Source organism: Flavobacterium glycines, assembly GCF_900100165.1.
In the GTDB taxonomy this organism is placed as follows: Bacteria; Bacteroidota; Bacteroidia; order Flavobacteriales; family Flavobacteriaceae; genus Flavobacterium; species Flavobacterium glycines.
The window spans coordinates 285,239-307,157 of the sequence record NZ_FNEO01000002.1 but is presented as its reverse complement, the minus strand read 5'-3'; the positions used below and the strand labels follow the sequence as shown (position 1 = coordinate 307,157).

General features: G+C 35.7%; 17 protein-coding genes and 1 tRNA gene. 5 read left to right on the top strand and 13 right to left on the bottom strand.

What is annotated here, in order from left to right; translation table 11 throughout:
- Nucleotides 1-95: 95 nt before the first annotated feature.
- Nucleotides 96-3,749 carry a phosphoribosylformylglycinamidine synthase gene (purL, locus tag BLR17_RS09665; protein ID WP_066329631.1) on the bottom strand — a complete coding sequence of 1,218 codons (3,654 nt, stop codon included), beginning with the start codon at nt 3,747-3,749 and terminating at the stop codon, nt 96-98.
- Nucleotides 3,750-3,954: 205 nt separating this feature from the next.
- Between purL and BLR17_RS09660 the strand changes: the two genes are divergently transcribed.
- Entirely contained in the window at nt 3,955-4,644 is a 690-nt protein-coding gene (locus tag BLR17_RS09660) for a DUF1826 domain-containing protein (RefSeq protein ID WP_066329633.1), read from the top strand.
- A 38-nt stretch (nt 4,645-4,682) separates the two neighbouring features.
- Here BLR17_RS09660 and BLR17_RS09655 read toward each other — a convergent pair whose 3' ends face one another.
- Entirely contained in the window at nt 4,683-6,194 is a 1,512-nt protein-coding gene (locus tag BLR17_RS09655) for a hypothetical protein (RefSeq protein ID WP_066329635.1), read from the bottom strand.
- A 139-nt stretch (nt 6,195-6,333) separates the two neighbouring features.
- Here BLR17_RS09655 and BLR17_RS09650 point away from each other — a divergent pair, with 139 nt between their 5' ends.
- The 4 genes from BLR17_RS09650 (at nt 6,334) to BLR17_RS09635 (ending at nt 8,923) form a co-directional block, all read left to right on the top strand.
- On the top strand, nt 6,334-6,768 hold the full coding sequence (locus tag BLR17_RS09650; RefSeq protein ID WP_066329638.1) for a PaaI family thioesterase: 435 nt from the start codon (nt 6,334-6,336) through the stop codon (nt 6,766-6,768).
- Between the two features lie 42 nt (nt 6,769-6,810).
- A complete protein-coding gene (locus BLR17_RS09645) occupies nt 6,811-7,872 on the top strand; it encodes an isochorismate synthase (RefSeq protein ID WP_066329641.1) in 1,062 nt (353 codons plus the stop codon).
- Nucleotides 7,873-8,050: 178 nt separating this feature from the next.
- Nucleotides 8,051-8,767 (top strand): bacillithiol biosynthesis deacetylase BshB1, encoded by a 717-nt coding sequence (gene bshB1 / locus BLR17_RS09640; protein WP_066329643.1) that lies wholly within the window; start codon nt 8,051-8,053, stop codon nt 8,765-8,767.
- Between the two features lie 82 nt (nt 8,768-8,849).
- Nucleotides 8,850-8,923, top strand: a tRNA-His gene (locus BLR17_RS09635).
- A gap of 61 nt (nt 8,924-8,984) precedes the next feature.
- Here the strand turns inward: BLR17_RS09635 and BLR17_RS09630 are convergent.
- The 11 genes from BLR17_RS09630 to BLR17_RS09580 all read right to left on the bottom strand — a co-directional run bounded on the left by BLR17_RS09630 (nt 8,985) and on the right by BLR17_RS09580 (nt 21,844).
- Entirely contained in the window at nt 8,985-11,504 is a 2,520-nt protein-coding gene (locus BLR17_RS09630) for a hypothetical protein (RefSeq protein WP_066329645.1), read from the bottom strand.
- Nucleotides 11,505-11,677: 173 nt separating this feature from the next.
- On the bottom strand, nt 11,678-13,132 hold the full coding sequence (locus tag BLR17_RS09625; protein WP_066329648.1) for a sialate O-acetylesterase: 1,455 nt from the start codon (nt 13,130-13,132) through the stop codon (nt 11,678-11,680).
- Nucleotides 13,133-13,264: 132 nt separating this feature from the next.
- Nucleotides 13,265-14,014 carry a shikimate dehydrogenase family protein gene (locus BLR17_RS09620; protein WP_066329651.1) on the bottom strand — a complete coding sequence of 250 codons (750 nt, stop codon included), beginning with the start codon at nt 14,012-14,014 and terminating at the stop codon, nt 13,265-13,267.
- On the bottom strand, nt 14,014-15,411 hold the full coding sequence (locus BLR17_RS09615) for a tetratricopeptide repeat protein (RefSeq protein ID WP_066329961.1): 1,398 nt from the start codon (nt 15,409-15,411) through the stop codon (nt 14,014-14,016). Before BLR17_RS09615 ends, BLR17_RS09620 begins: the two co-directional genes overlap by 1 nt.
- Nucleotides 15,412-15,564: 153 nt before the next feature.
- Nucleotides 15,565-16,761, bottom strand: coding sequence for an aspartate aminotransferase family protein (locus BLR17_RS09610; protein ID WP_066329653.1), 1,197 nt, complete (start codon nt 16,759-16,761; stop codon nt 15,565-15,567).
- Between the two features lie 87 nt (nt 16,762-16,848).
- Nucleotides 16,849-18,480, bottom strand: a complete 1,632-nt coding sequence (locus tag BLR17_RS09605; protein ID WP_066329654.1) for an OstA-like protein — start codon at nt 18,478-18,480, stop codon at nt 16,849-16,851.
- A gap of 178 nt (nt 18,481-18,658) precedes the next feature.
- A complete protein-coding gene (locus BLR17_RS09600) occupies nt 18,659-19,435 on the bottom strand; it encodes a superoxide dismutase (protein WP_066329657.1) in 777 nt (258 codons plus the stop codon).
- Between the two features lie 14 nt (nt 19,436-19,449).
- Nucleotides 19,450-19,710 (bottom strand): acyl-CoA-binding protein, encoded by a 261-nt coding sequence (locus BLR17_RS09595; protein ID WP_066329659.1) that lies wholly within the window; start codon nt 19,708-19,710, stop codon nt 19,450-19,452.
- Nucleotides 19,710-20,360, bottom strand: a complete 651-nt coding sequence (locus BLR17_RS09590; protein WP_066329664.1) for a phosphatidylserine decarboxylase family protein — start codon at nt 20,358-20,360, stop codon at nt 19,710-19,712. The genes BLR17_RS09595 and BLR17_RS09590 overlap by 1 nt, the downstream gene beginning before the upstream one ends.
- Nucleotides 20,350-21,240, bottom strand: coding sequence for a phosphatidate cytidylyltransferase (locus BLR17_RS09585; RefSeq protein ID WP_066329665.1), 891 nt, complete (start codon nt 21,238-21,240; stop codon nt 20,350-20,352). Before BLR17_RS09585 ends, BLR17_RS09590 begins: the two co-directional genes overlap by 11 nt.
- 1 nt (nt 21,241) lies before the next feature.
- The gene (locus BLR17_RS09580; RefSeq protein ID WP_066329666.1) at nt 21,242-21,844 is read right to left on the bottom strand and encodes a lactate utilization protein B/C; all 603 of its coding nucleotides are present in this window, start codon (nt 21,842-21,844) and stop codon (nt 21,242-21,244) included.
- Nucleotides 21,845-21,919: the final 75 nt, after the last annotated feature.

Below are 21,919 nucleotides of genomic sequence, written 5' to 3'. Positions count from 1 at the left end.
CTAAATGTAAGATTTATTATTTTATAAAAAAGATTTATCTCACAAAAAAAAGCGTTCCCTTTCGAGAACGCTTTCTATATTTTAAAACTGAATTATTAGTTGTTTTCAATCCATTTTCTTGCATTAACAAATGCTTCGTGCCATGGAGAAACCTCGTCTTTTTGTCCGTTATCCGGATAATGAGCCCAGTTCCATGGGAAATAAGAACGCTCAATATGCGGCATCATAACTAAGTGACGTCCTGTTTTGTCACATAGCATAGCCGTATTATAAGCCGATCCGTTTGGATTAGCCGGATAGCTGTCGTAACCGTATTTACCAACAATTTGGTATTGATCTTCAGTATAAGGTAAATTGAATTTTCCTTCTCCGTGAGAAACCCAAACCCCTAAAGTCGAACCTGCTAATGAAGACAACATTACAGAATTGTTTTCCTGAATAGTTACCGAAGTAAATCCGCTTTCGTGTTTATGAGAATTGTTGTGAAGCATTTTTCCGTGTACTTCGTGTTCCGGATTAATTAATTCTAATTCCATAAACAACTGGCAACCATTACAGATTCCAACAGATAAAGTATCTTCACGTTTGAAGAAGTTTTCTAAAGCCGTTTTTGCTTTTTCGTTGTATAAGAAGGCTCCGGCCCAACCTTTAGCAGAACCTAAAACATCAGAATTAGAGAATCCTCCAACAGCTCCGATGAATTGAATGTCTTCCAGATTTTCACGTCCCGAAATCAAATCGGTCATGTGGATGTCTTTTACATCAAAACCGGCCATGTACATTGCATTAGCTACTTCACGCTCCGAGTTAGATCCTTTTTCACGGATGATAGCTGCTTTAGGTCTTGGACCAGCAGGGATTTCAGTTTTCTTACCTGTAAAATGAGCAGGGAATTTAAACTGTAAAGGCTGGTTTTTATAGTTGTCAAAACGCTCTTTAGCAGTTCCGTTTTTAGATTGTTTTTGGTCTAATAAATAAGAAGTTTTAAACCAAACGTCTCTGTATTTAGCGATGTCTAACTGGCAAGGACCAAAGTTTAATGTAGCTTCGTTAGTTACTGTTCCCAGTTTGTAGAATGAAATTCCGTTAGCGTTTAATTTGCTTTCTAAAACAGCATCTTCTTTAGCCTGGAACACAATTCCGATATTTTCGGCAAAAAGGTATTTGATAATGTCTTTCTCTTCAAAAACAGAGAAGTCAATTTTAGCTCCTAAGTTTACATCAGCAAAACACATTTCTAATAAAGTTGTGATTAAACCACCACTTCCGATATCGTGACCAGCAACAATTTGACGTTCATTGATTAATTCCTGAATGGTATTGAATGCTTTTTTGAAGAATCCGGCATCTTTGATAGTTGGAACTTCGTTTCCGATTTTGTTCAAAATCTGAGCAAAAGAAGAACCTCCCAGTTTAAAACTATCCTGAGAAAGATTGATGTAGTAAATCGAGCCTGCATTTTTTTGTAAAACAGGTTCCACAACTTTAGTAATGTTAGTACAGTTTCCGGCAGCTGAGATAATTACCGTTCCCGGTGCAATTACTTCATCATTTGGATATTTTTGTTTCATCGAAAGTGAATCTTTTCCGGTTGGAATGTTGATTCCTAAATCGATTGCAAAATCAGAACAAGCCTGAACAGCTTCATACAAACGGGCATCTTCACCTTCGTTTTTACAAGCCCACATCCAGTTAGCCGATAATGAAATTCCTTTGATTCCGTCTTTAATCGGAGCCCAGATGATATTTGACAATGATTCAGCAATAGCGGTACGGCTGGCAGCCGCAGCATCTACTAAAGCCGCTACCGGCGAATGACCTATAGAGGTAGCAATACCTTCTTTTCCATTGTAATCTAAAGCCATAACCCCAACATTGTTTAACGGCAATTGTAATGGTCCGGCACATTGTTGTTTAGCTACTCTTCCGCTTACACAACGGTCCACTTTATTTGTCAGCCAGTCTTTACAGGCTACAGCTTCCAGTTGAAGCACGTTTTCTAAATAAGTAGCTATGTTTTTTTTGTCGTATTCTAATTCTGAATATTTGTAATCAACAGTAGTGTCGGTAATAACCGTTTTTGGTGAACTTCCAAAGAAATCTTCCAAAGCATAATCCATTGGTTTTTCACCAGTAGTTTTTGATTCGAAAGTAAAACGATGATCATTAGTTACATCACCCACCTGATACATAGGAGCGCGCTCTCTTTCAGCGATTCTTTGTAAAGTATCAATATCTTTTTGACCAATAACTAATCCCATTCTTTCCTGAGATTCGTTACCAATAATTTCTTTAGCCGAAAGAGTAGGATCACCCACAGGTAATTTGTCTAAGTCGATCAAACCTCCTGTTTCTTCTACTAATTCCGAAAGACAGTTCAGGTGTCCACCCGCACCGTGATCGTGAATAGAAACAATTGGGTTGTTATCGCTTTCTACTAATCCACGAATGGCATTAGCGGCACGTTTTTGCATTTCAGGGTTAGAACGTTGAATAGCATTTAATTCAATTCCTGAACCAAAAGCTCCGGTATCTGCCGAAGAAACTGCAGCACCCCCCATACCAATACGGTAGTTTTCTCCACCAAGAATGACAATTTTATCTCCTTCCTGTGGTTTGTGTTTGATAGCCTGATCTAATTTTCCGTAACCAATTCCACCTGCCTGCATGATTACTTTGTCGTAACCAATTTTGCGGGCATCTTCTTCATGTTCGAAAGTCAATACCGAACCTGTGATGAGCGGTTGACCAAATTTATTTCCAAAATCTGAAGCTCCGTTTGAAGCCTTGATTAAGATATCCATTGGCGTTTGGTAAAGCCATTTTCTTTCTTCAACAGCTTTTTCCCAAGGTCTTTCTTCCTCTAAACGAGAGTAAGAAGTCATATAAACCGCAGTTCCCGCTAATGGAAGAGAACCTTGACCTCCTGCTAAACGGTCACGAATTTCACCTCCTGAACCTGTAGCAGCTCCATTGAAAGGCTCCACAGTAGTAGGGAAGTTATGTGTTTCTGCTTTTAATGATATTACAGAATCAAATTCTTTAGTTTCGTAGAAATCGGCTTTGTCAGCGCTTTTTGGTGCAAACTGTGTTACTTTAGGTCCTTTTAAAAAGGCTACGTTATCTTTGTAAGCCGAAACGATATCGTTAGGGTTTTCCTGAGATGTTTTTTTGATTAATTTGAAAAGAGAAGTTTCTTTTTCTTCTCCGTCAATTACGAAAGTTCCGTTGAAAATCTTGTGACGGCAGTGCTCTGAATTGGCCTGAGAGAAAGCAAATATTTCAGAATCCGTTAGTTTTCTTCCTAATTTGGTAGCCAAATTATCTAAGTATTCTACTTCTTCCGAGCTTAAAGCTAAACCTTCCTGTTTGTTGTATCCGTCAATATCGTCAATTTCCAAAATTGGTTCCGGTTGAATATTGATGGTAAAAATATCCTGATTTAATTCGGTGTATTTTTGAGAAAGCATTGGGTCGAAATCAGTGAAATCTTCAGATGCTTTGTAGAATTCTTCGATACGAATGATTCCTTCAATTCCCATGTTTTGCGTGATTTCCACCGCATTGGTACTCCAGGGTGTAATCATCGTTGCACGAGGACCAACAAAAAAATCCGTCAATACGGATTTCTCTATTTTATTTGCATTGGCAAAAAGCCAGTTCAGTTTAGAAATATCTTGAGCCGAAATTTCGCCTTGAGTTTGTACGGCAAAAATTGCGTTGCTTTGGTTTTCAAAGAAATGAATCATCGTAAATGTATAAGTTGTTCAATTAACGCTGCAAATTTAGGTTAAAAAAACAGTACGAACAAGTGTAAAAATGACTTTTTAAAGCGGTAATAAGGAGGCTGTTTTTTACGTTTTTTTTGTTTTTGAAAAATTCTTAAAACTTATACAAATCAGTAATTTTGTAGTCATTAAAAATGATTTTCAAAGATTTTAAAATTACGTTGTTATGTTTTCAAACAGTAATCAAATAGGGGAGGTTAGCTCTTTTTTAGCACTTGTTAATACTGAATTTGAAGGTATGACTAATGCTTTGTGCTGGTTTCGAAATTTAGAGGGTGATTTTAAAGAAATTGTGAATCAATTACAGTTAAAAGAGAACATAACAGAGGTTTCTTCAGATGATTTATTGGCGCTCCAATTGTCTGAAAAAGGGAATTTGGCCAGAGAAATTATTCTGAATGATTTGCAATTGTTGACTAATTTTGGCGCTTCGCCATCCTTGAATTTATTGAAATGTTATGAACGTGATGATGAATTTGATTTTATTTCAACCGATGTGTATTCCTATCATGTAGATCGTTCTCCTGTTGCTACAGATACTTTTTTATGTACCTATTATGGGGCAGCGAGTGATATTATTCCGAATGATCAGGCAGTTCAGAAAATTCTAATTCCTGAAGTTAGAAACAAGTTACAGGAGTTGCACGATGGTCCTGAGGAAGAATTCGAAGATTTTTTAAAAGAAAATTATTTTGATTTGCATTATCAGGCTAAAGTCGATTCTGAACCCATTAATTTAGGTTTAGGAAATTTATGGCGACTAGCGGTTGATCATCCTGAGCAAAAAGTCTTGCCTTGTATTCATAGAGCTCCAAAGGAAAATGAAGGGGAATATCGCTTGTTGTTGATTTGTTAGGATTCTTGTATCGTAATTTCAGAACCGGACATTAAATTTTATTCAGGAAAAGGCATACTTTGGTAAGCACCTAAATCTGGTGGAAGTGTTCTGGTTTTTCCATTAATGTCCAGCGGAATTAAATAAGCCGGATTTCCTTTTGCGAAAGCGGCAGAAGTATTGTTAATATTGAGTTTGTTTTTTGCAATGTCCAAAAAATGAGGGTTTTGGTTGGTAATGATGTTTTTATAATGGGTGTTATCATCAAAATTATACAAAGGATTGCTGCTGTTTGTTTCGTCTTTTAATAAACAATTATTGAATTGGTATTCAAAAAGTGCTGATGCATTCTTGTCTAAATTAAGTTCATTCGAATAAGCACCGTAAATAATACAGTTGTTAAAAGTAGCCTGAGTTAAAGCCATGATTTCAGGATTGGCAGCTGTTTTGTAATTGCTGATACTTAAAGTCGTTTGTGAGACTCCGTTCCAATAGTTATTAAAAGTACAGTGAGTGAATAGATAATTTCCTCCGTATGTACAGGCTAAAGCCGCTTTTCCGGCTGAATTTATAACGATATTTTCGCCTGCTATTTTTGCATTTTGAGCCAGAATCCCATAATTAGAGCTGTTGTAAATCTGACTGTTTTTTATAGTACAAGTGCTTTGATCGTGACCGTCAATTTTAAGTCCGATAGTAGCGTTTTTTATCGTTAGATGGTTTATGTTGTGGTTTGTACTTCCATCACGTAGCCAGATTGTTGCCCATTGTCCGGGGATATTGGCATAATCGGCTTCCTGACGATCGCCTTCAAAAATGACCTCGTTTTCTTGTTTGCTGGTAGTTGAAATACTTCCATTGCATTCTAAACTGGCTGATTGTGGTATAATTAAGCCTGAATTAGCATGGAAATAAACCCGGCTTCCGGCATCAAAAATTACTTTTTTCCCTTCGGGAACGGTGGCATAGCCATAAATGACATACGATTTTTGATTGGTAAAATGCAGTTCGTTACCGTTGACAGGATCATTTTCGTCCAAATAAAAGCCATTTAATTCGGTGTTGTCAAAAGTGACTGTTTCAGTTTTATTATTGTTTAAGCGTTTGGGATAAAGAAATATAGCGTCTTTAACAAGGGTAAGTAAGGTTACTTTTTGTAAATTATTGCCGCTGTCAAATTCGATAGTGTCTTCGTATAAAAAATCATCGGGATTTGCATCGGCAATGTTGGGAGTGGTTTCTATAAAAACGTACAGGCTGTCTTTGGCCAGAAGAACCACATTATTGAAAATTTTATTGTTTTCGCCTTGCATGCCGTCAACAGTCATGCGGTATTTAGAATTTAAACCTTTGCTAAACTGAATTGTTGGGATGTTGATGTCGTTTTTGCTGTGATTGTAAACTTTTAATAAGTAAGTACTCGAACTGATAGTAGAAAAAACAGTATCCAGAAAAACAGTGTCTCTTGAAAAAGCCAATTTTCCGGAACTGGGAACAGTAGAGAAATCGGAACGACAGGAACAGATAGTTATTAAAAATGTAAAGATAAAAAGTAGCGAAAAAGGACGCATTGTTTTTGTTTTTTTGTAAAAATAGAAAAAATCTTATTGGTTGGGATTGTATTTTTAAAAGTTTAGTAGAATAAGCAGCTTATTTTAGCAGATTGTATCTTTTCTTTTCTTTATTTTTACAATCGATTAAAATAGAATTATGACATTTGATAAGGAAAAAATACTGGAATACTGTAATCGTATTTCGAAAAATACTTTGATGGAAACCTTGAATATAGAGTATATTGATGCAGGCGAAGGTTTTCTGGTAGCTAAAATGCCTGTTAATCCCAGAGTCCATCAACCGATGGGGTTGTTGCATGGTGGTGCTACAGTAGCATTAGCCGAAAGTGTGGGTAGTGCAGCTTCTTTTATATTTATTAATCCTGAAGTTAGTGAGGTTCGTGGAATAGAAATTTCAGCCAATCATTTAAAATCCAAAAGAGAAGGCGTCGTTACTGCAACAGCAAAAATAATTCATCAGGGAGCTAGTATTCATCTTTGGGAGATTCGTATTGTTGATGAAAGAGATAATCTGATTTCGCTTTGCAAATTGACCAATATGGTTTTGCCTAAAAGAAAGAAAAAAGACTAAATTTTATTTGGATAAATAAACCTTAATATAACATAACTGTGTATGATTGATTTTTTTATAAAAGTGAAACAACAGGAAGCTCAAAATTTGCCTTTTGTTATTTATAGTAAGCCTTATAAAACTGAGGTGAGAGGTTTTTTTCAAAAAAATGATCATTTGTATTTTGCCGAAACTTTAGATGAAACGGGTTTTGTTTTTGCACCTTTTAATGGTAATCAGATGATATTGATTCCAAAAAATCAATCGGTTATTTGGGAATCAGAAATTGATTCTTTCGAAGAGAATCATACTATTGGGTTGATAACTGAAGAAAATCAACAGGGAAAAATGCATTTTGAAAATTTAATTCAGAAAGCTATAGATTCCATTCAAAAAGGAGAATTGAAAAAGGTTGTTTTGTCCCGAAAAGAAATTTTAGACGTACCTGATTTTGATTTGGTTACCGTTTTTACAAGATTAATACAGCGTTTTCCTGGTGTTTTTTGTTATTGTTGGTACCATCCAAAAATTGGTTTGTGGATGGGGGCTACACCGGAGCGATTGCTAAAAGCCAGTCGGAAAAAGTTTTGTACCATGGCATTGGCCGGAACACAAAATTTTGAAGGGAAAACCGATGTGATCTGGGAACAAAAAGAAGTTGAAGAACAACAATATGTTACTGATTTTATATTAGAAAATTTGAAAGGTTTGACTTCTGAAGTGGCCATTTCCAGTCCATACACTGTTCAGGCGGGAAATGTACTGCATATTAAAACTGATATTGAAGGGGTGATTAATAAAGAATCCAAATTAAATCAGGTAGTTTCAGTTTTACATCCAACTCCGGCAGTTTGCGGTTTGCCAAAACAAGCGGCTAAAGATTTTATTTTAGAAAATGAAAGCTATGACAGGGAATATTACACAGGCTTTTTAGGTGAATTAAACAAAAAGGATTTTGCAGAGAAAAAACAAAAATCCGATTTGTATGTTAATTTACGCTGTATGCAAATAAAGGATAAGAAGGCGCATTTATATATGGGATGTGGGATTACTAAAGAAAGTGTTCCGGAGAAAGAATGGGATGAAAGTGTCAATAAATCCATGACGATGAAAAATGTGCTTTGAAGTCTAAGGTTCTAAATGGATGTCTAAAAAAGGAACACAGATTAGAGAAATTTGAGAAATAATCATAGATTTTGAATGAATTCAGAAGATTTTGATATTAAATTATTTTTTAATTTCTAGTATTTCTTTAATCTGCGTTTCAAAAAAACTACAAAATAAGTTGTTAGAAAATTAAATTATGAAACTAGATATATTAGCGTTTGGAGCGCATCCCGATGATGTAGAATTAGGTTGTGCAGGGACTATTTTAAAAGAAGTTTCCTTAGGGAAAAAAGTAGGTATTGTCGATTTGACCAGAGGTGAATTAGGAACTCGTGGTTCGGCTGAAATCAGAGATCAGGAGGCCAGTGCTGCGGCACAAATTTTAGGAATCTCAATAAGAGAGAATCTGAATATGAAAGATGGTTTTTTTGTAAATGACGAAAAGCACCAACTCGAAGTTATAAAAATGATTCGTAAGTACCGTCCTGATATCGTTTTGTGCAATGCTATAGACGACCGTCATATTGATCATGGTAAAGGAAGTAAATTGGTTTCGGATGCTTGTTTTTTATCAGGTTTAATGAAAATTGAAACTGAGTTGGAAGGGGAGCAACAAATTGCTTGGCGACCTAAGGTGGTGTATCATTACATCCAATGGAAGAATATCGAACCGGATTTTGTAGTGGATATTACAGGATTTACCGAAAAGAAAATAGAGGCTATTTTAGCTTATCGATCACAATTTTACGACCCTAATTCTGACGAACCTGAATCGCCAATTACCTCAAAAAACTTTTTTGAGAGCTTAAATTACCGTTCCAGAGACTTGGGAAGGTTAGTTGGCTTAGATTATGCCGAAGGATTTACAGTTGAAAGGTGTTTGGCTGTCAGTAGTTTAGATAATTTGCTGTAATTTTTTTTAATTTTTTTAAAAAAAATGTTTGGAGAACTGGAATTCTGTTGTATCTTTGCCACCGCAAACAAGCAAACAAATGGTGGTTGTAGCTCAGCTGGTTAGAGCATCGGTTTGTGGTGCCGAGGGTCGTGGGTTCGAACCCCATCATCCACCCAAAAGTAAAAGCCTCTTCGAAAGAAGAGGCTTTTTTTGTGCTTTTAATTTTGGCGAAGTTTTACTTCCATTCTGCCTTTATTGCATTTATCATTGTTGGCGAACCGCCGTTGTAAAGTATTCCTAAACCGCCCCAATTATTAGGATTGATAGTTGCTTTTAAATTAGCTTCGGGAAATACATTGTCTGAGATTTTCGCATTCATGTTGGAATCAGCATTAGTTATTTTTGCGATTAGTTGATTTGCGATTACTTCAATATTGATGGAACATGTTCCTTTAAAAGCATTAGTTGTTATGGGCGCACTTATTTCAGTCGGAATACCGCTTTTGTATTCTAATAAAATGCAGTCTACAGCATCATGGTGTTTTGTAGTTCTAATGAGGCGCAAGGCATAGCCACTGCCAGTTTTGGTATTGTATTTTATAAGTATATCTATATACATATGGGCAACACTAAAACCTTGTCCTGCAGTTTTAAAAGGAGTAACGCTAAGGTTGAATTTCATATTGGTATAGTTGCCTTCAATTGGCGTATAAAGCAGCGTAGCACTACGTCCCGTTTGTAAAAGACCGACCTTATTGGCTGCACCATCAATGCCTTCACCATAATACCAGGCATCTTTTAGAATTGTATTGTTTTTATCTTCTGTTTCGAATGGCTTAAAAGTCCAGAAACCCGGAATAATTTCCAGTTGATTTTTTGTTGAACTATTTTTAAAATTAGTCAGAAGAATATTTTTGTCAGCCGTGATGTCTTTTGTTGTAATTGGTTTTGGAGTTATTACTGTAAAAGCTTTTCTGGCATCACTGCGAATATTTTTTGGTGCAACCGAAGCCATTATGTAATAGCCCGCATCGGCAATAGTTAGCGGGTATTCAACCAAGGGAATAGTATTTCTTGACACAGCAATTTCAATTGGATGGTTTCCTTTGTTGTCGGTACAGCGATACCAACTGATTTGGCTTTGGTCTTTAAAAGAATTTTCAATTTGGTATTGCAATTTTAGGATTCCGTTATCGATTTTCGAAAGTTGTGGTTCCTGAACAAATTTAGGACTTGCTAGTTTTGGCGGAGCCACATAAATAACTGAAGCGGCTTCCAGACCTGAAGCTGTTTTTGCCGTGATAATTACGGTGCTAATTTCGTCGTTGGTATTGTTAGGGGTTATTTCGCATTCGCTTCCGTCTTCATTCGGATTTAGGCTTAGGATTGCTTTGTTTTTGTCGTCTACAGACCATGTTATTTTTTCGCCTTTTAATTCATAATTACCAAAACGATTGACTGTAGCTTTTAAGATGGCTTTGCCTTTGTTAGTTTCTATCGAAATTTTGGAAGGACTAATTAATAGTTGGGTAGGGAGAAAGCTGAATTTTTGTTGTTGTTCTTTTTCGGCAAGTAGTACGATGCTTTTAATTTGCATTGGATCCCAATCGTCATTACCGGCTAAGAGATTGTAGGTGTTGTAAATGGTTTTTCCATTGTAATTAAAGCGATAGGCGTTTAGAACGTTCAAATTGCTCATGTCCACGGTAGCAGCCGGATTATTTTTTTCGATCAAAACAGCTTCTTTGTTGATGCTGACCTGGTATTGGTAATTTCGGGTTTCTTTTGGGAGATTGTCATTCCATCCTAAATAGCTGATATTATTGGCTGTAAATCGGGTGTCAACAACTGCTAATTGTCCGTTGGCTTTGGTGAAAAACTGATTGCCATTAGTAAAAGATTTAATGTCACAATTTAAGAAAACGGCTCCTGTGCCTTGAGTCGAATAAAAAGGTTTGGAACTATAAAAATCCAAACTACAATTGAGATAGACTGCTGTTCCGCATAAGGCATCGTCAGTTGATTCAAAATGGCAACGGTCAAAAAGAACACGCTTGCCACCCACAAACGGACAAAGATTAAGACGGCTGATAAATCTTGTGTTGCGAGCCACAATTTTATCGCCATCGCAATGAATGAGCTGTGCCTGAACAATTGCCGAAGCACGCTTTGTTCTGTTGAGTGTTGGTTTTAAAGCATAGTTGAGGTCTACATTGCAATAATTTCCAAAAGTGATATTCTCAGAACTGGTGCCTTGTCCTGTGAATTTAAAAAGGGTAAAATTCCCAACAGCGCCGATGGTTTGTCCCCGATTAGCAGCCAGTACTACATTTTCGGGATTGTCGCTGAGACCATAAAATCGCAACCATTCGCATTTGATGATTAATCCATAAGGAACAGTTGCATTGCCTTCGGGTTTTCTAATTTCAGGATCATCGGGATTGTCGATCCAATAGACATTGGGAGCAATATATAAGGTCATAGGAGCGCTTTCTATACCATTTGTAAGGTGCTTGCTTGCTTCGTTTATCGTATTATAAACGTATGGATATTTTGCGACTTGGGCATCGCTCAATTGGGCATCAATAAAAAAAGCTTTTGGACTTAGCGGAATTGTTTTCCCTTTATAGATAATTGCTTTTCCTGTAAATTGAATAGGGTTTTTGGGGTCGAGGGAATGATAAGGGATTTTTTCCTGTGCTTTGGAAAACAAACAAAGGAATAAAAGTAGTGTACTAAAAAATATTTTTCTCATAATTCACTATTTGATGGATAGTAAATATAGTTGATTTTTAGTTAGATTGAAGAATTGTCAATTTAGAAATTATGCGGTGATGAATCGTTTATTTTGCTTCATTTTTACATAAAAAAATCCCATTTAGAACGGATGTCAAAATGGGATTTTTAGTTTTGAGAGTATTGATTTTATTAAAAAAGTTTTTCCCAGGGATTATCAGTTCTAAAAGGTACAGCAGGAAGTCCTTCTTTGTTGATAAAATTAGATTGGGCTGCTTCGTTCCAGCCAAAACGTACCGAATAGGGATGTTGGACCTGAGGAGCGGAAACAACTATTTTATTGTTTTTTATTTCGGCTATTGCCGGAACATATTTGCCATCGGCTCCGGCTATACTAAACCAGCTAAGAGGTTTGCCATCACGACTGCTTAATCCGCTTCCTGTGTTTGAAAAAGTAATTTCGATGCTATTGTTTACAATTTTCATTTTTTGGTAAACAGGTCCGGAGTAAACTATATTTTGCTGTCCATAAGTCTTGTTGGCTGCCAGCAAACTTAATCGACGACCAATTTCCCATTTGTTTCTGGGGTGCAAGTCGGTGATATTGTCTACTAAATCGGTAATGCTAACTAAGGCGGTATTTTTAAGATGTAGGAGCAAAGCCTGTGCTTCCCAAAATTCAGGAAGATTTTCAGTGCTTAACGGTCGGTCTTTTGTCACCGAATAATTGTAAGGTGCAATTTGCACAAAATAGAAGGGCATTTTTTTGTCTTGCCAGTCCTTACGCCAACTCTCGATTAGGGTTTTGAATTTATAGGCATAACGGATGTTTTCGCCTAAAAAACAATGGGATTCTCCCTGATACCATAATATACCTTGCAGGGTGTAAGGGATGAGTGGCTGTATCATAGTGTTGTAAAATTTACCTGTATCGCCATCATCAGCTTTTAATTTATCTAGGATTTTGCCGTTTTTTAGTTTCGGTTCTGTTTCCAGTTTAGAAGCCTGAATCCAGGGTTCAATGCGGCTACCGGGAACGGCTGCAGAAATCATTCCGACAGGGACATGTAATTTGCTGTACAAATCTTTGGCAAAATAATAAGCCACAGCCGAAAAATCTACCAAAGGACGCCCGATAGCGGTGTCCCAACCCAGATGTTCCGGACTGGGATCCATATATTTTCTACGGTCCAGAAAAATGCGGATATTAGCATTACTGGCAGTGTTTAAGTCGTCTTCCGGTGGGCGGCTTCCTTCAGGCAGGTTTTTATAATCACTGTATTTTCGCAAGGCATATTCCATATTGGATTGACCTGAGCAAAGCCAAACTTCGCCAACCAATATGTTTTTTAATACAATTGTGTTTGTCCCTTTGATGGTCATTTCGCGTGGCGTGAATGATGCCTGCATCGGATTTAGTTTTAGGGACCAGTTTCCTTTATTGTCGGCAATTGTAGTTTTTATTTGTCCGGCAAAAGCAACAGCTATTTTTTCGTTTGGTGCTGCTGTTCCCCAAATTGCAACTTTTTTCTTTTGTTGCAAAACCATATTATGACCCAAAATTTTGGGGAGTGTTACTTCGGCAAAAGTATTGGAAGTAAATAAAGCAAAAGTGCTTAACAGGAACAGGAATTTTTTAAAATTCATAAGTTATTGTAAAAAATGATTTTTTAATGCTTTGACTCATAAATAATGCCAAATCGGGTATAACTGTAATTTTTAATGTAAAATTTACAATTATACCCGAAGTGTAGTTATGGGTAACTTTTAAAAAGTAATTTATTTGTTCCAAATTTCCCAGGCTTTTTCGGCTTGAAAAATAAGCATGTCTAAACCGTTTTTTATTTGAGCGCCACGTGCTTTGGCATTTTTTAAAAATTGGGTTTCAGCCGGATTGTAGATTAAGTCGTAAGCAATGTGCTTATCGGTAAATAATTCATAAGGAATCTCAGGACAGGCTTCTATATTTGGGCTGGTGCCTATTGGTGTTGAATTGATAATGATTTGGTATTCTTTGAACGTTTCGGTATTGATTTGGCTGTAATCAATGGCTTTTTCGGAAGCTTTTCTGGAAACAAAAAGGTATTCGATGCCTAATTCTTCCAATGCAAAAGCGACTCCTTTTGAAGCGCCTCCGGTTCCTAGAATCAGCGCTTTTTTATGATGCGGTTTTAACAAAGGTTCTAAGGATTTTAAAAAACCAAAGTAATCGGTGTTGTAGCCTTTTAATTTGCCTTTTTTGGTGAATTTGATGGTGTTTACAGCACCAATTTTTTTAGCCTTTTTAGAAAGCTTGTCTAAATAGGGTATTACATCTTCTTTATAGGGAATAGTAACATTTAAACCACTCAAATGGTCGGTATTTTTGATGATTTCAGGAAATGCGCTGATTTCCTGAATATCAAAATTTTCATAGGTGTAGTTCTGAAGTTTTTCTTTTTCGAATTTTGTTGTAAAATGTCCTTTTGAAAAGGAATAACTGATATTGCGCCCCAGTAGTCCGAAGCGCTTTTTTGAATTTTTGGTCATTATTGTTTGTTGTGTTTTTCAATATAATTCTGCACCATTTTTTTCTCCCAAACTACAGGAAATAGGTCTTCAATCAGGATATAGTTGTCAAAATTCAATCGGAGGGCATTGCTTAAATGAATTTTAGCTTTTCTATCGTCGTGAATCATAAAATAAAGCCCAGTCAAACGGTATTCGATTTCATTTTCTTCAGGGTAATAATCTCCGGCTTGTAATAAGGTGTGTATTGCACTTTCAAATTCACCTAAAAATTGAAGGATGTCCACCCAGAATAACCAGGTGTCTAATTCAGTATCCCCAAATTCGACTGCTTTTCGATAACCAAATTCAGCTTCTTCAAAGAAGTTCATTTGTTTGTTGATAGAAGCATATCTTTTCCAGTACAATCGATTTTGATTGTCAATAGCTAAAGCTTTGTTTACAAAAAACAAGGCTTTTTGAAAGTTTTGTTCACGTAAATAGAAGTCGGTAATAGCAATCCAGCCCTTGTCTAATAAGGGATCTTCATGAACAGTTTCGTTATAGAATTTAAGTGCTAAAACTTTGTTACCTAATTTTTCATAACATTTACCTATTCGAAGCAGGGCATAAGAGGTAGCATCTTCTAATTCGATGGTTCTATTGTAATTTTCAATAGCTTCGTCATATTTCCCTAAGCGTTCTAATGCCTTGGCTTTTTCCATAAAAGCACCCAGGAATTCATCGTCAATAAGTGTAGCGTATTCAAAGGCACGAATGGCATTTTCATAATCTTTCAAACCATAATGCAAACGTCCTTTTTGATGCCATGCAATTTCACTGTATGGGTTTTTCTCTATATACTCGTCTAAAAAAGTTATTGCTTCGTTATTTTGATCCAGAAATTCATAGCAATAAACTACATTGTATAAGGCGGATTGATCTTCAGGATCTTCTTCCAGACATTTTATAAAGCTTTCTTTGGCTGCTTCTAAATTATCCATGAACAAGTATTCCATTCCAATTAAATTATACACATCGGCATAATCATCGGTGTATTGTAAAGCAATTTTTAGTAATTCAACGGCTTTTTCATGTTGGTCTCTTTTAGAGTAAATGTTAGCCTTTTGAATATAAATTTCTTCATTATGCGGTTCTATGGCATACAGTTCATTGAGTAATTTCTCGGCTATATCCAATTTATCATCATAAACCAGCATTTCAACCTGAACGAGTTTTAAGCCGGTAGACTTAGGGTGTTGGTCCAATGCCAGTTTTAGCGCTTTTTTCGCTAATGCAGCCTTACCTGTATCGAGATAATGAAGTATAATTTCTTCAAATTCTTCAGAGTCAAAAAAGAGTACTTTGTTAGTTTTTAACATAGACTCAAATTTGGATAGAGATAAGTTATAATCTTCTTCTTCGTCGCTGAGTTGCATACTTTCTGTTTTTAGAATTTGGCCTAGTTTAAAGTTAGGCATCATTCGGTTTATTATAGAAGAAAAAAATGAATTATTGTGAACAATTTAATTAACAAAGAATCTCAATAGCAATATCAAATTGCAATGTCAATATCAAATTGATTCTGGAATCTAAATTCTGCTGCCTGACTTCTGAATTTCATCCATCACTGTTAGCATTATGTTACATCCTTCACGTATTTCTTCGTTAGAAATGGTTAAAGGAGGTGTAATTCTGATAGCGCATCCTTCAAAGAGTAACCAGAATAATATCAATCCTTTGTCCTGACATTTTAAAATAACTTCATTCGTGATTTCAGCAGTTGCAGTCATAGCAGCCAGCATCAATCCTTTTCCTCTAACTTCCTGTATCAAAGGGTGTACCAAAAGTGATCTGAAAAGTTTTTCTTTTTCCAAAGCTTCCTGCATTAGATCGGTTTCAGTTATTTCTTTCAAAGTAGCCAGGCAGGCTGCCGCAATGACAGGATGTCCGCCAAAGGTTGTAATATGACCTAATTTGGGGTTTTCGGTTAATAAGTCCATCATTGCCGAGGATGCGGTGAAAGCACCTACAGGCATTCCGCCTCCCATACCTTTCCCCATGGCAACAATATCAGGGACAATATCATAGTTTTGGAAACCAAATAATTTTCCGGTTCTCCCAAAACCAGGCTGAATTTCGTCCAGAATTAACATAGCACCCACTTCGGTACAGCGTTCGCGTACTTTTTTCAGGTAATCATTTTGAGGCTCAATAAATCCGGCACCACCCTGAATTGTTTCTAGTAAAACGCCTGCTGTTTTAGTAGTTATTTTTTCTAAATCGGCTTCGTTGTTAAAGGTGATAAAATCAACGTCGGGAATCAGCGGGCGAAAAGCTTGTTTGCGTTCTTCAAATCCCATTACGCTCATCGAACCCATAGTGTTTCCATGATAGGCATTATAACAGGATATCCATTGGCTTCTTCCGGTAACTCTGCGAGCTAGTTTTAAAGAACCTTCAATGGCTTCCGTTCCTGAGTTGACTAAATAAGTTTTGTTTAAAGGTTCAGGCAGGAGTGAAGCCATCAATTTGCAATATTCCACTGCCGGACTTTGTGAATATTCGCCGTAAACCATAACGTGCGAATATTTGTCCAATTGATCTTTTATTGCCTGATTAACTCTTGGAGGTTGGTGACCTAAAGTGCAGGCCGAAACTCCGGCAACAAAGTCCAGGTATTTTTTATTATTGGTGTCGTAGATATAAGAGCCTATGGCATGTGAAACTTCCATTCCCAGTGGGTAAGGAGATGTTTGTGCCTGGTATTTTATGAAGTCGTTATTCACGTTTTTTTGTTTTTTTATCGCAAAGTTTACAGCATTTTATTAATCTGAAATCTGCCTTCGGCTAATTGCTTTCTGTAATCTGATTACTTACTTCTTTTTCTTCTTCTTATCGTAATTCAAGGTTTCTTTTCGGATTTTCATAGGGACATTCGGTTTGGCTTCGTCCTTTTTGGTTGCCTCAATCATTTTCTCATTGTATTGATTTTCTTCTTCAGGAAAGATATCGTCTTTAGATTTTATTCTTTCATCTGCCCGCCATTTGAATCCTCTGAATTTCCTGTCGTATTCATTGAGTTCTTCTTCAGGATAAATGTCTCCGTCAACTTGTTGAAAAAAAGTAATGGTTTCAATGGTATTTTTATCAAAAAGAATGCTGATTTTACTGCTTACATTTTTATTGATACCAATAAGTTCTTTGTCGTCGTTGCGCATATAATAAATTACTTCGGCATTTTTTATAATGTCAACATCATGGAGTTTTCCGTCTTTAAATTTACCTAAAAGATTAGCTCCTTTTATTTGATTGTAACCTGTACCTAAGGTGTCTTTGGAAATGATAAAGGTATTACTGAGCACCTTTAGTGAGTCTAGTTTTTGCGTTTTTTTATCGCCAATGAGATGCATTATATCACCCGTGATTTGGCTTTCGCCATTCCATAGTATTGGATTGCCAATTAGTTTTGTGAGGGCTGTTTTAGTGCTGGAATGTATCGAGTCGCATTTTCCGCTCATATCGGTTTTGTAGAAACGGACATTGTTGAAGGCTCTGATAATTCTGTCTCCCTCTTTTCCGGTTACCATCAGTTTTTTTCCATGAATGTAAACCGAGTCATTTTCTACAAAATTGATAGCAACGGCTCTTTTGGTTACAAACATTGAATCTTTCTTTTGGAAAATTTCGGCATAATGTCCTTTTACAATTCCTTTATTGATGGAGTCAGTAATTTTTACATTTCGTGTTGCTGAAGCAAATTCTTTATTTCTGTCATAGTACAAACTGTCTCCTTCTATCAGACGGTCATCATATTTAATGTACGATTTTCGAAGGAAATGCGCCAGATTTTTTTTGGTGTCATAAAAACCTTTTTCAGTATAGATGTGATTGTTTTTGCTTGTAATTGTTGAAGGCCCTAATAGGTAGGAGTGTCCGGAATTACTGTAATAATCCAAGTGGTTGGATTTAATAACATACTTAGGGTTTGTTATGGTTACAGCGGTTAAAAATTGAAATTTCTTTTCAGCAACAAAGTATTTACCTGAATTGCTTTCAAGTGTATTTTCTTTGTTGGTTATAACACCTTTTGTGTTATAAAAGACCTCTTGGGTATTACGATCAAAATTAATGGTATCTGTTTTTAGTGTAGCATCAGGTGAAGTCATAACTACATCTCCTGTAGCAAAAGCCTTTTTTACATTTCCATTGTATTCGGCATATTTGCTGTTTAAATAAAGCGTGTCTCCTTGAACAAGTTGGACATTTCCAAAGGCTTTGATATAATTTTCTTTTTGAAAATAATAGGCTTTGTTACAACTTAACACCGCTCCGTCATGGTTTACTACTACGTTTCCGGTTAGTAAGAAAGCATCCGGCATTTCGACTTGGTTAACATCGGCGAAATCAGAATGTTCAACAATTATTTTTTTAGGTGTTTGTGCGTTTACTTTTATTGAAGTAATTAAAAACAAACTAAAACAGATGAAAAATAGTGATTTATTCAAGGGTGTATATTTTTGTCAAATTTATGAAAAAGGAAACAAACCCAATAAATATTACTATTTATTTATGATTTTGGAAAGACAGATTTAAGATCTAAGCAGCATTTGTGACTAATAAAAAAGCCGACTAGTACATTAGCTGTAAGTGTCGGCATTTTTTTAATTTGTTACGAAAGACAAATCAGTATTTCTTGATAAATGAATTTTTGTAATTTTCATTTACATTATCCCAGTTAATTACATTAAAAAAGGAATCGATGTACGTTTTTCTGCGGTATTGATAACCTAGATAATAGGCGTGTTCCCAAAGATCTAAGGCAAGTATAGGAGTTCCCGGAACAGCTGCATTTCTCATTAAAGGATTGTCCTGGTTTTGAGAACTGGTGATTTTAAGTTTTCCTGCTTTGTCAACGATTAACCAAACCCAAGCCGAGCCAAATTGCAAACTTGCTTCCTGTATAAAAGCAGTTTTGAACTCATTAAAAGAACCAAAATCTCTGTCGATTGCTACAGCAATGGTGTCTTTAGGAGTTCCTCCGCCTTTAGGTCCCATCGACTTCCAATATAGGGAATGATTGTAAAATCCTCCTGCGTTATTTCTTAATTCGGTGTCGTTAACATCCAGTTTAGCTAAGATATTTTCTATAGACATATTTTCGTATTCCGTACCTTCTATAGCTGCATTTAGGTTGTTCGTATATGTTAAATAATGCTTTGAATAATGCACTTCCAGTGTTAATGGTGAAATACTTGGAGCTAAAGCGTCATACGAATAGGGTAGTTTGTCTAATAAAAACGAACCCGGGTTTGCTTTTACATCATCAGGGAAACCAAGGGTTACTTTTTCTTGAGCTGTAGGAAGAGGAACTTCAACTACTTCAGTCAGTTTTTTATTATTACATGAAATCAAAAAACTTAAAAAAAGTAGGCTTGTTAAAGTAAAGAAAATCTTTTTCATGTATGGGGTGTTTTTCAAAGAGAATTAATGATTTCAATATAGTTTTCTTTGGCTTCATCAGCTGAAAGATGGCTGATTTGCATCCAGGCATTCGTTTTGAAAGCGTCTCTTAAATGAAAATTAGATGTTTGTCTGATTTCCATAGTGCCAATAGTTGCTTGCTTGTAAAAAGCATAGAGTCTTAGCTGAACATCTTGAGGTAAAGATGCTTGAGTCATTTTAGAGGCTTTTTCAACCGCTTCGTTAAATCGAGTATCTAAATCTTTTTCAGTCATTATTTTTTTGCAATAATAGTTTTTCCTCCAATTGCTTTTTGGTTAAGAACTACTTCAACAGGAGTACCTAAAGGTAAAAATAAATCTACTCTTGAACCAAATTTAATAAAGCCGGCATCGGTACCCTGAATAACCTGCATGCCTTCTTCGGCATAGTTTACGATACGGCGCGCTAATGCTCCTGCAATCTGGCGGTATAAAATAGCTCCAAAAGTATTGTTTTCAATGACAACGGTAGTTCTTTCGTTTTCTTCACTTGCTTTTGGATGCCAGGCTACTAAGAATTTACCAGGATGGTATTTGCTGAATTTAATAATTCCGCTCATTGCATATCTGGTAACGTGTACATTAATAGGCGACATAAAAATAGAAACCTGTAAACGTTTGTCTTTAAAGTATTCTCCTTCGTAAACTTCTTCGATAACCACTACTTTTCCATCAACGGGAGCCAGAATTTGGTTTTCATTTATAATTACTGATCTTTTTGGGTTTCTAAAGAATTGTAAAATGATAATTAAAACCAGAAAAGCGAATATCTGAACCAGCATTCTAAGCCAATTGATATCAATAAATTTATCTGCAAGTAATAGTACTGCAACGGTAAAAACTGATCCTAAAAAAATTGATGGGATTCCTTCTTTATGAAACATAATTTAAAATTTGATAAAATAAAAATATAATTGGTGCTACAAATATAACACTATCCAGTCTATCTAGTACACCTCCGTGACCCGGCATGATGTTTCCGCTGTCTTTTACACCGGCAATACGTTTGAATTTAGATTCGATTAAATCGCCAATGGTTCCAAAAATCCCAACAATAGCTGCGATTGAAGTCCAAATTAAGATGGATTGTTGGCTAAATTCACTTTTTGGTTTAATGTAATATTTAGATATTAAGTAACCTGCAAAAATGGCAAAAAGAATGCCGCCGAAAAATCCCTCAATTGTTTTTTTAGGAGAAATGCGCTCGAGTAGTTTGTGTTTACCAATGGATTTTCCAACGATATAGGCAAAAGTATCGTTTGTCCAAATTAAAAGAAACAGCCCAATGATGATTTTTGGATTGTAATCTTTTATACCAAATGAAATTTTAGTTATAAAAATAAATGGTAAGGTTACGTAGCCAAAAAGATATAAGTATTTAGATGAAGTACTTATTGTTTGAACGCTATCATAAAAAAGAAAAAGAATACACTTTACTGATACTACTAAAGTAGTTGCCAATAAAATAATATTAAGTTGCTGGATGTTTACAGTGATTTCAATATTAGTTCCTAAATATTCATTGATTGCAGTAGTTGTAAATTTGTTGTAATGACTAATTAGTGTAATTGTAGTATATAGCAACGTGGCTGCAATTAACGGAAGTGTTTTATTAACTTGCGTTAGATTGCAAAATTCATAAATAGCAATGAGTAAAAAAATGCCGAAAAGAATAAAAAAACTTTCGGTAGAGAATAATATAGAAGCTAATAATAATATAATGTAAATAGCACCTGATATTGATCTTTTTAAGGTTTCATTCATTTTAAAGATCTTCTAAAAGCAACAAATAAAGATTTTTAGCAGAACTGCCGTATTGAGTAAAGTCTTCTTCTTTCGCTTTTTCAAAATATTTAATAGCGGTAATATTAGTAGGGTAATCTCTTTCGTATTTCTTTTTAATGGCGCTTAGTCCGTCACTCTTCATAGCAAGAATTTGACTGGTTGTGGCCAAAACTACGATGTTAGTGGGTAATTCGTTTGGTTTGTGTTGTTTGATTTGCTTTGATGAAAAAAGGATGGAGCCTTCTTCAGCAATTAAATTTTCACAACTGGATAGTAAGAATTTAGGATTTGAAGGCTTGTTGTAAGGAAGTTTGTTTTCGTCTAAAAGATAAAAAAGTTTAGGGTCGTAACAAAGTACTTCGGTTTCAAACCAATCGTTTTCTTCTAAGATATTTTCAAATTGATCTTTTACTTCCTGATTGTTTTCACAGTATAAAAATTTACCTCCATTTTTTTTGAAATTGTAGATAAATCGTTCGTCAACAGAAATGTTGTTATCAGGAAAGAAGTTGTTATTCTGACTTTCTTTTTCCTCATCTGATGGCGAAATACTTGAACCAAAAAGTTTTCTAAAAAGACTCATATTTTTTTGTAAGGTACTTGATATATTATTTGTAACCGTCCAAAGATAAAAAAATCTTAATTCAAAACGAGGTTT

Coding starts and splice junctions, on each gene's coding strand:
- purL (WP_066329631.1), bottom strand. CDS start 3,749: ATGATTCATTTCTTTGAAAACCAAAGCAACGCAATTTTTGCCGTACAA.
- BLR17_RS09660 (WP_066329633.1), top strand. CDS start 3,955: ATGTTTTCAAACAGTAATCAAATAGGGGAGGTTAGCTCTTTTTTAGCA.
- BLR17_RS09655 (WP_066329635.1), bottom strand. CDS start 6,194: ATGCGTCCTTTTTCGCTACTTTTTATCTTTACATTTTTAATAACTATC.
- BLR17_RS09650 (WP_066329638.1), top strand. CDS start 6,334: ATGACATTTGATAAGGAAAAAATACTGGAATACTGTAATCGTATTTCG.
- BLR17_RS09645 (WP_066329641.1), top strand. CDS start 6,811: ATGATTGATTTTTTTATAAAAGTGAAACAACAGGAAGCTCAAAATTTG.
- bshB1 (WP_066329643.1), top strand. CDS start 8,051: ATGAAACTAGATATATTAGCGTTTGGAGCGCATCCCGATGATGTAGAA.
- BLR17_RS09630 (WP_066329645.1), bottom strand. CDS start 11,504: ATGAGAAAAATATTTTTTAGTACACTACTTTTATTCCTTTGTTTGTTT.
- BLR17_RS09625 (WP_066329648.1), bottom strand. CDS start 13,132: ATGAATTTTAAAAAATTCCTGTTCCTGTTAAGCACTTTTGCTTTATTT.
- BLR17_RS09620 (WP_066329651.1), bottom strand. CDS start 14,014: ATGACCAAAAATTCAAAAAAGCGCTTCGGACTACTGGGGCGCAATATC.
- BLR17_RS09615 (WP_066329961.1), bottom strand. CDS start 15,411: ATGCAACTCAGCGACGAAGAAGAAGATTATAACTTATCTCTATCCAAA.
- BLR17_RS09600 (WP_066329657.1), bottom strand. CDS start 19,435: ATGAAAAAGATTTTCTTTACTTTAACAAGCCTACTTTTTTTAAGTTTT.
- BLR17_RS09595 (WP_066329659.1), bottom strand. CDS start 19,710: ATGACTGAAAAAGATTTAGATACTCGATTTAACGAAGCGGTTGAAAAA.
- BLR17_RS09590 (WP_066329664.1), bottom strand. CDS start 20,360: ATGTTTCATAAAGAAGGAATCCCATCAATTTTTTTAGGATCAGTTTTT.
- BLR17_RS09585 (WP_066329665.1), bottom strand. CDS start 21,240: ATGAATGAAACCTTAAAAAGATCAATATCAGGTGCTATTTACATTATA.
- BLR17_RS09580 (WP_066329666.1), bottom strand. CDS start 21,844: ATGAGTCTTTTTAGAAAACTTTTTGGTTCAAGTATTTCGCCATCAGAT.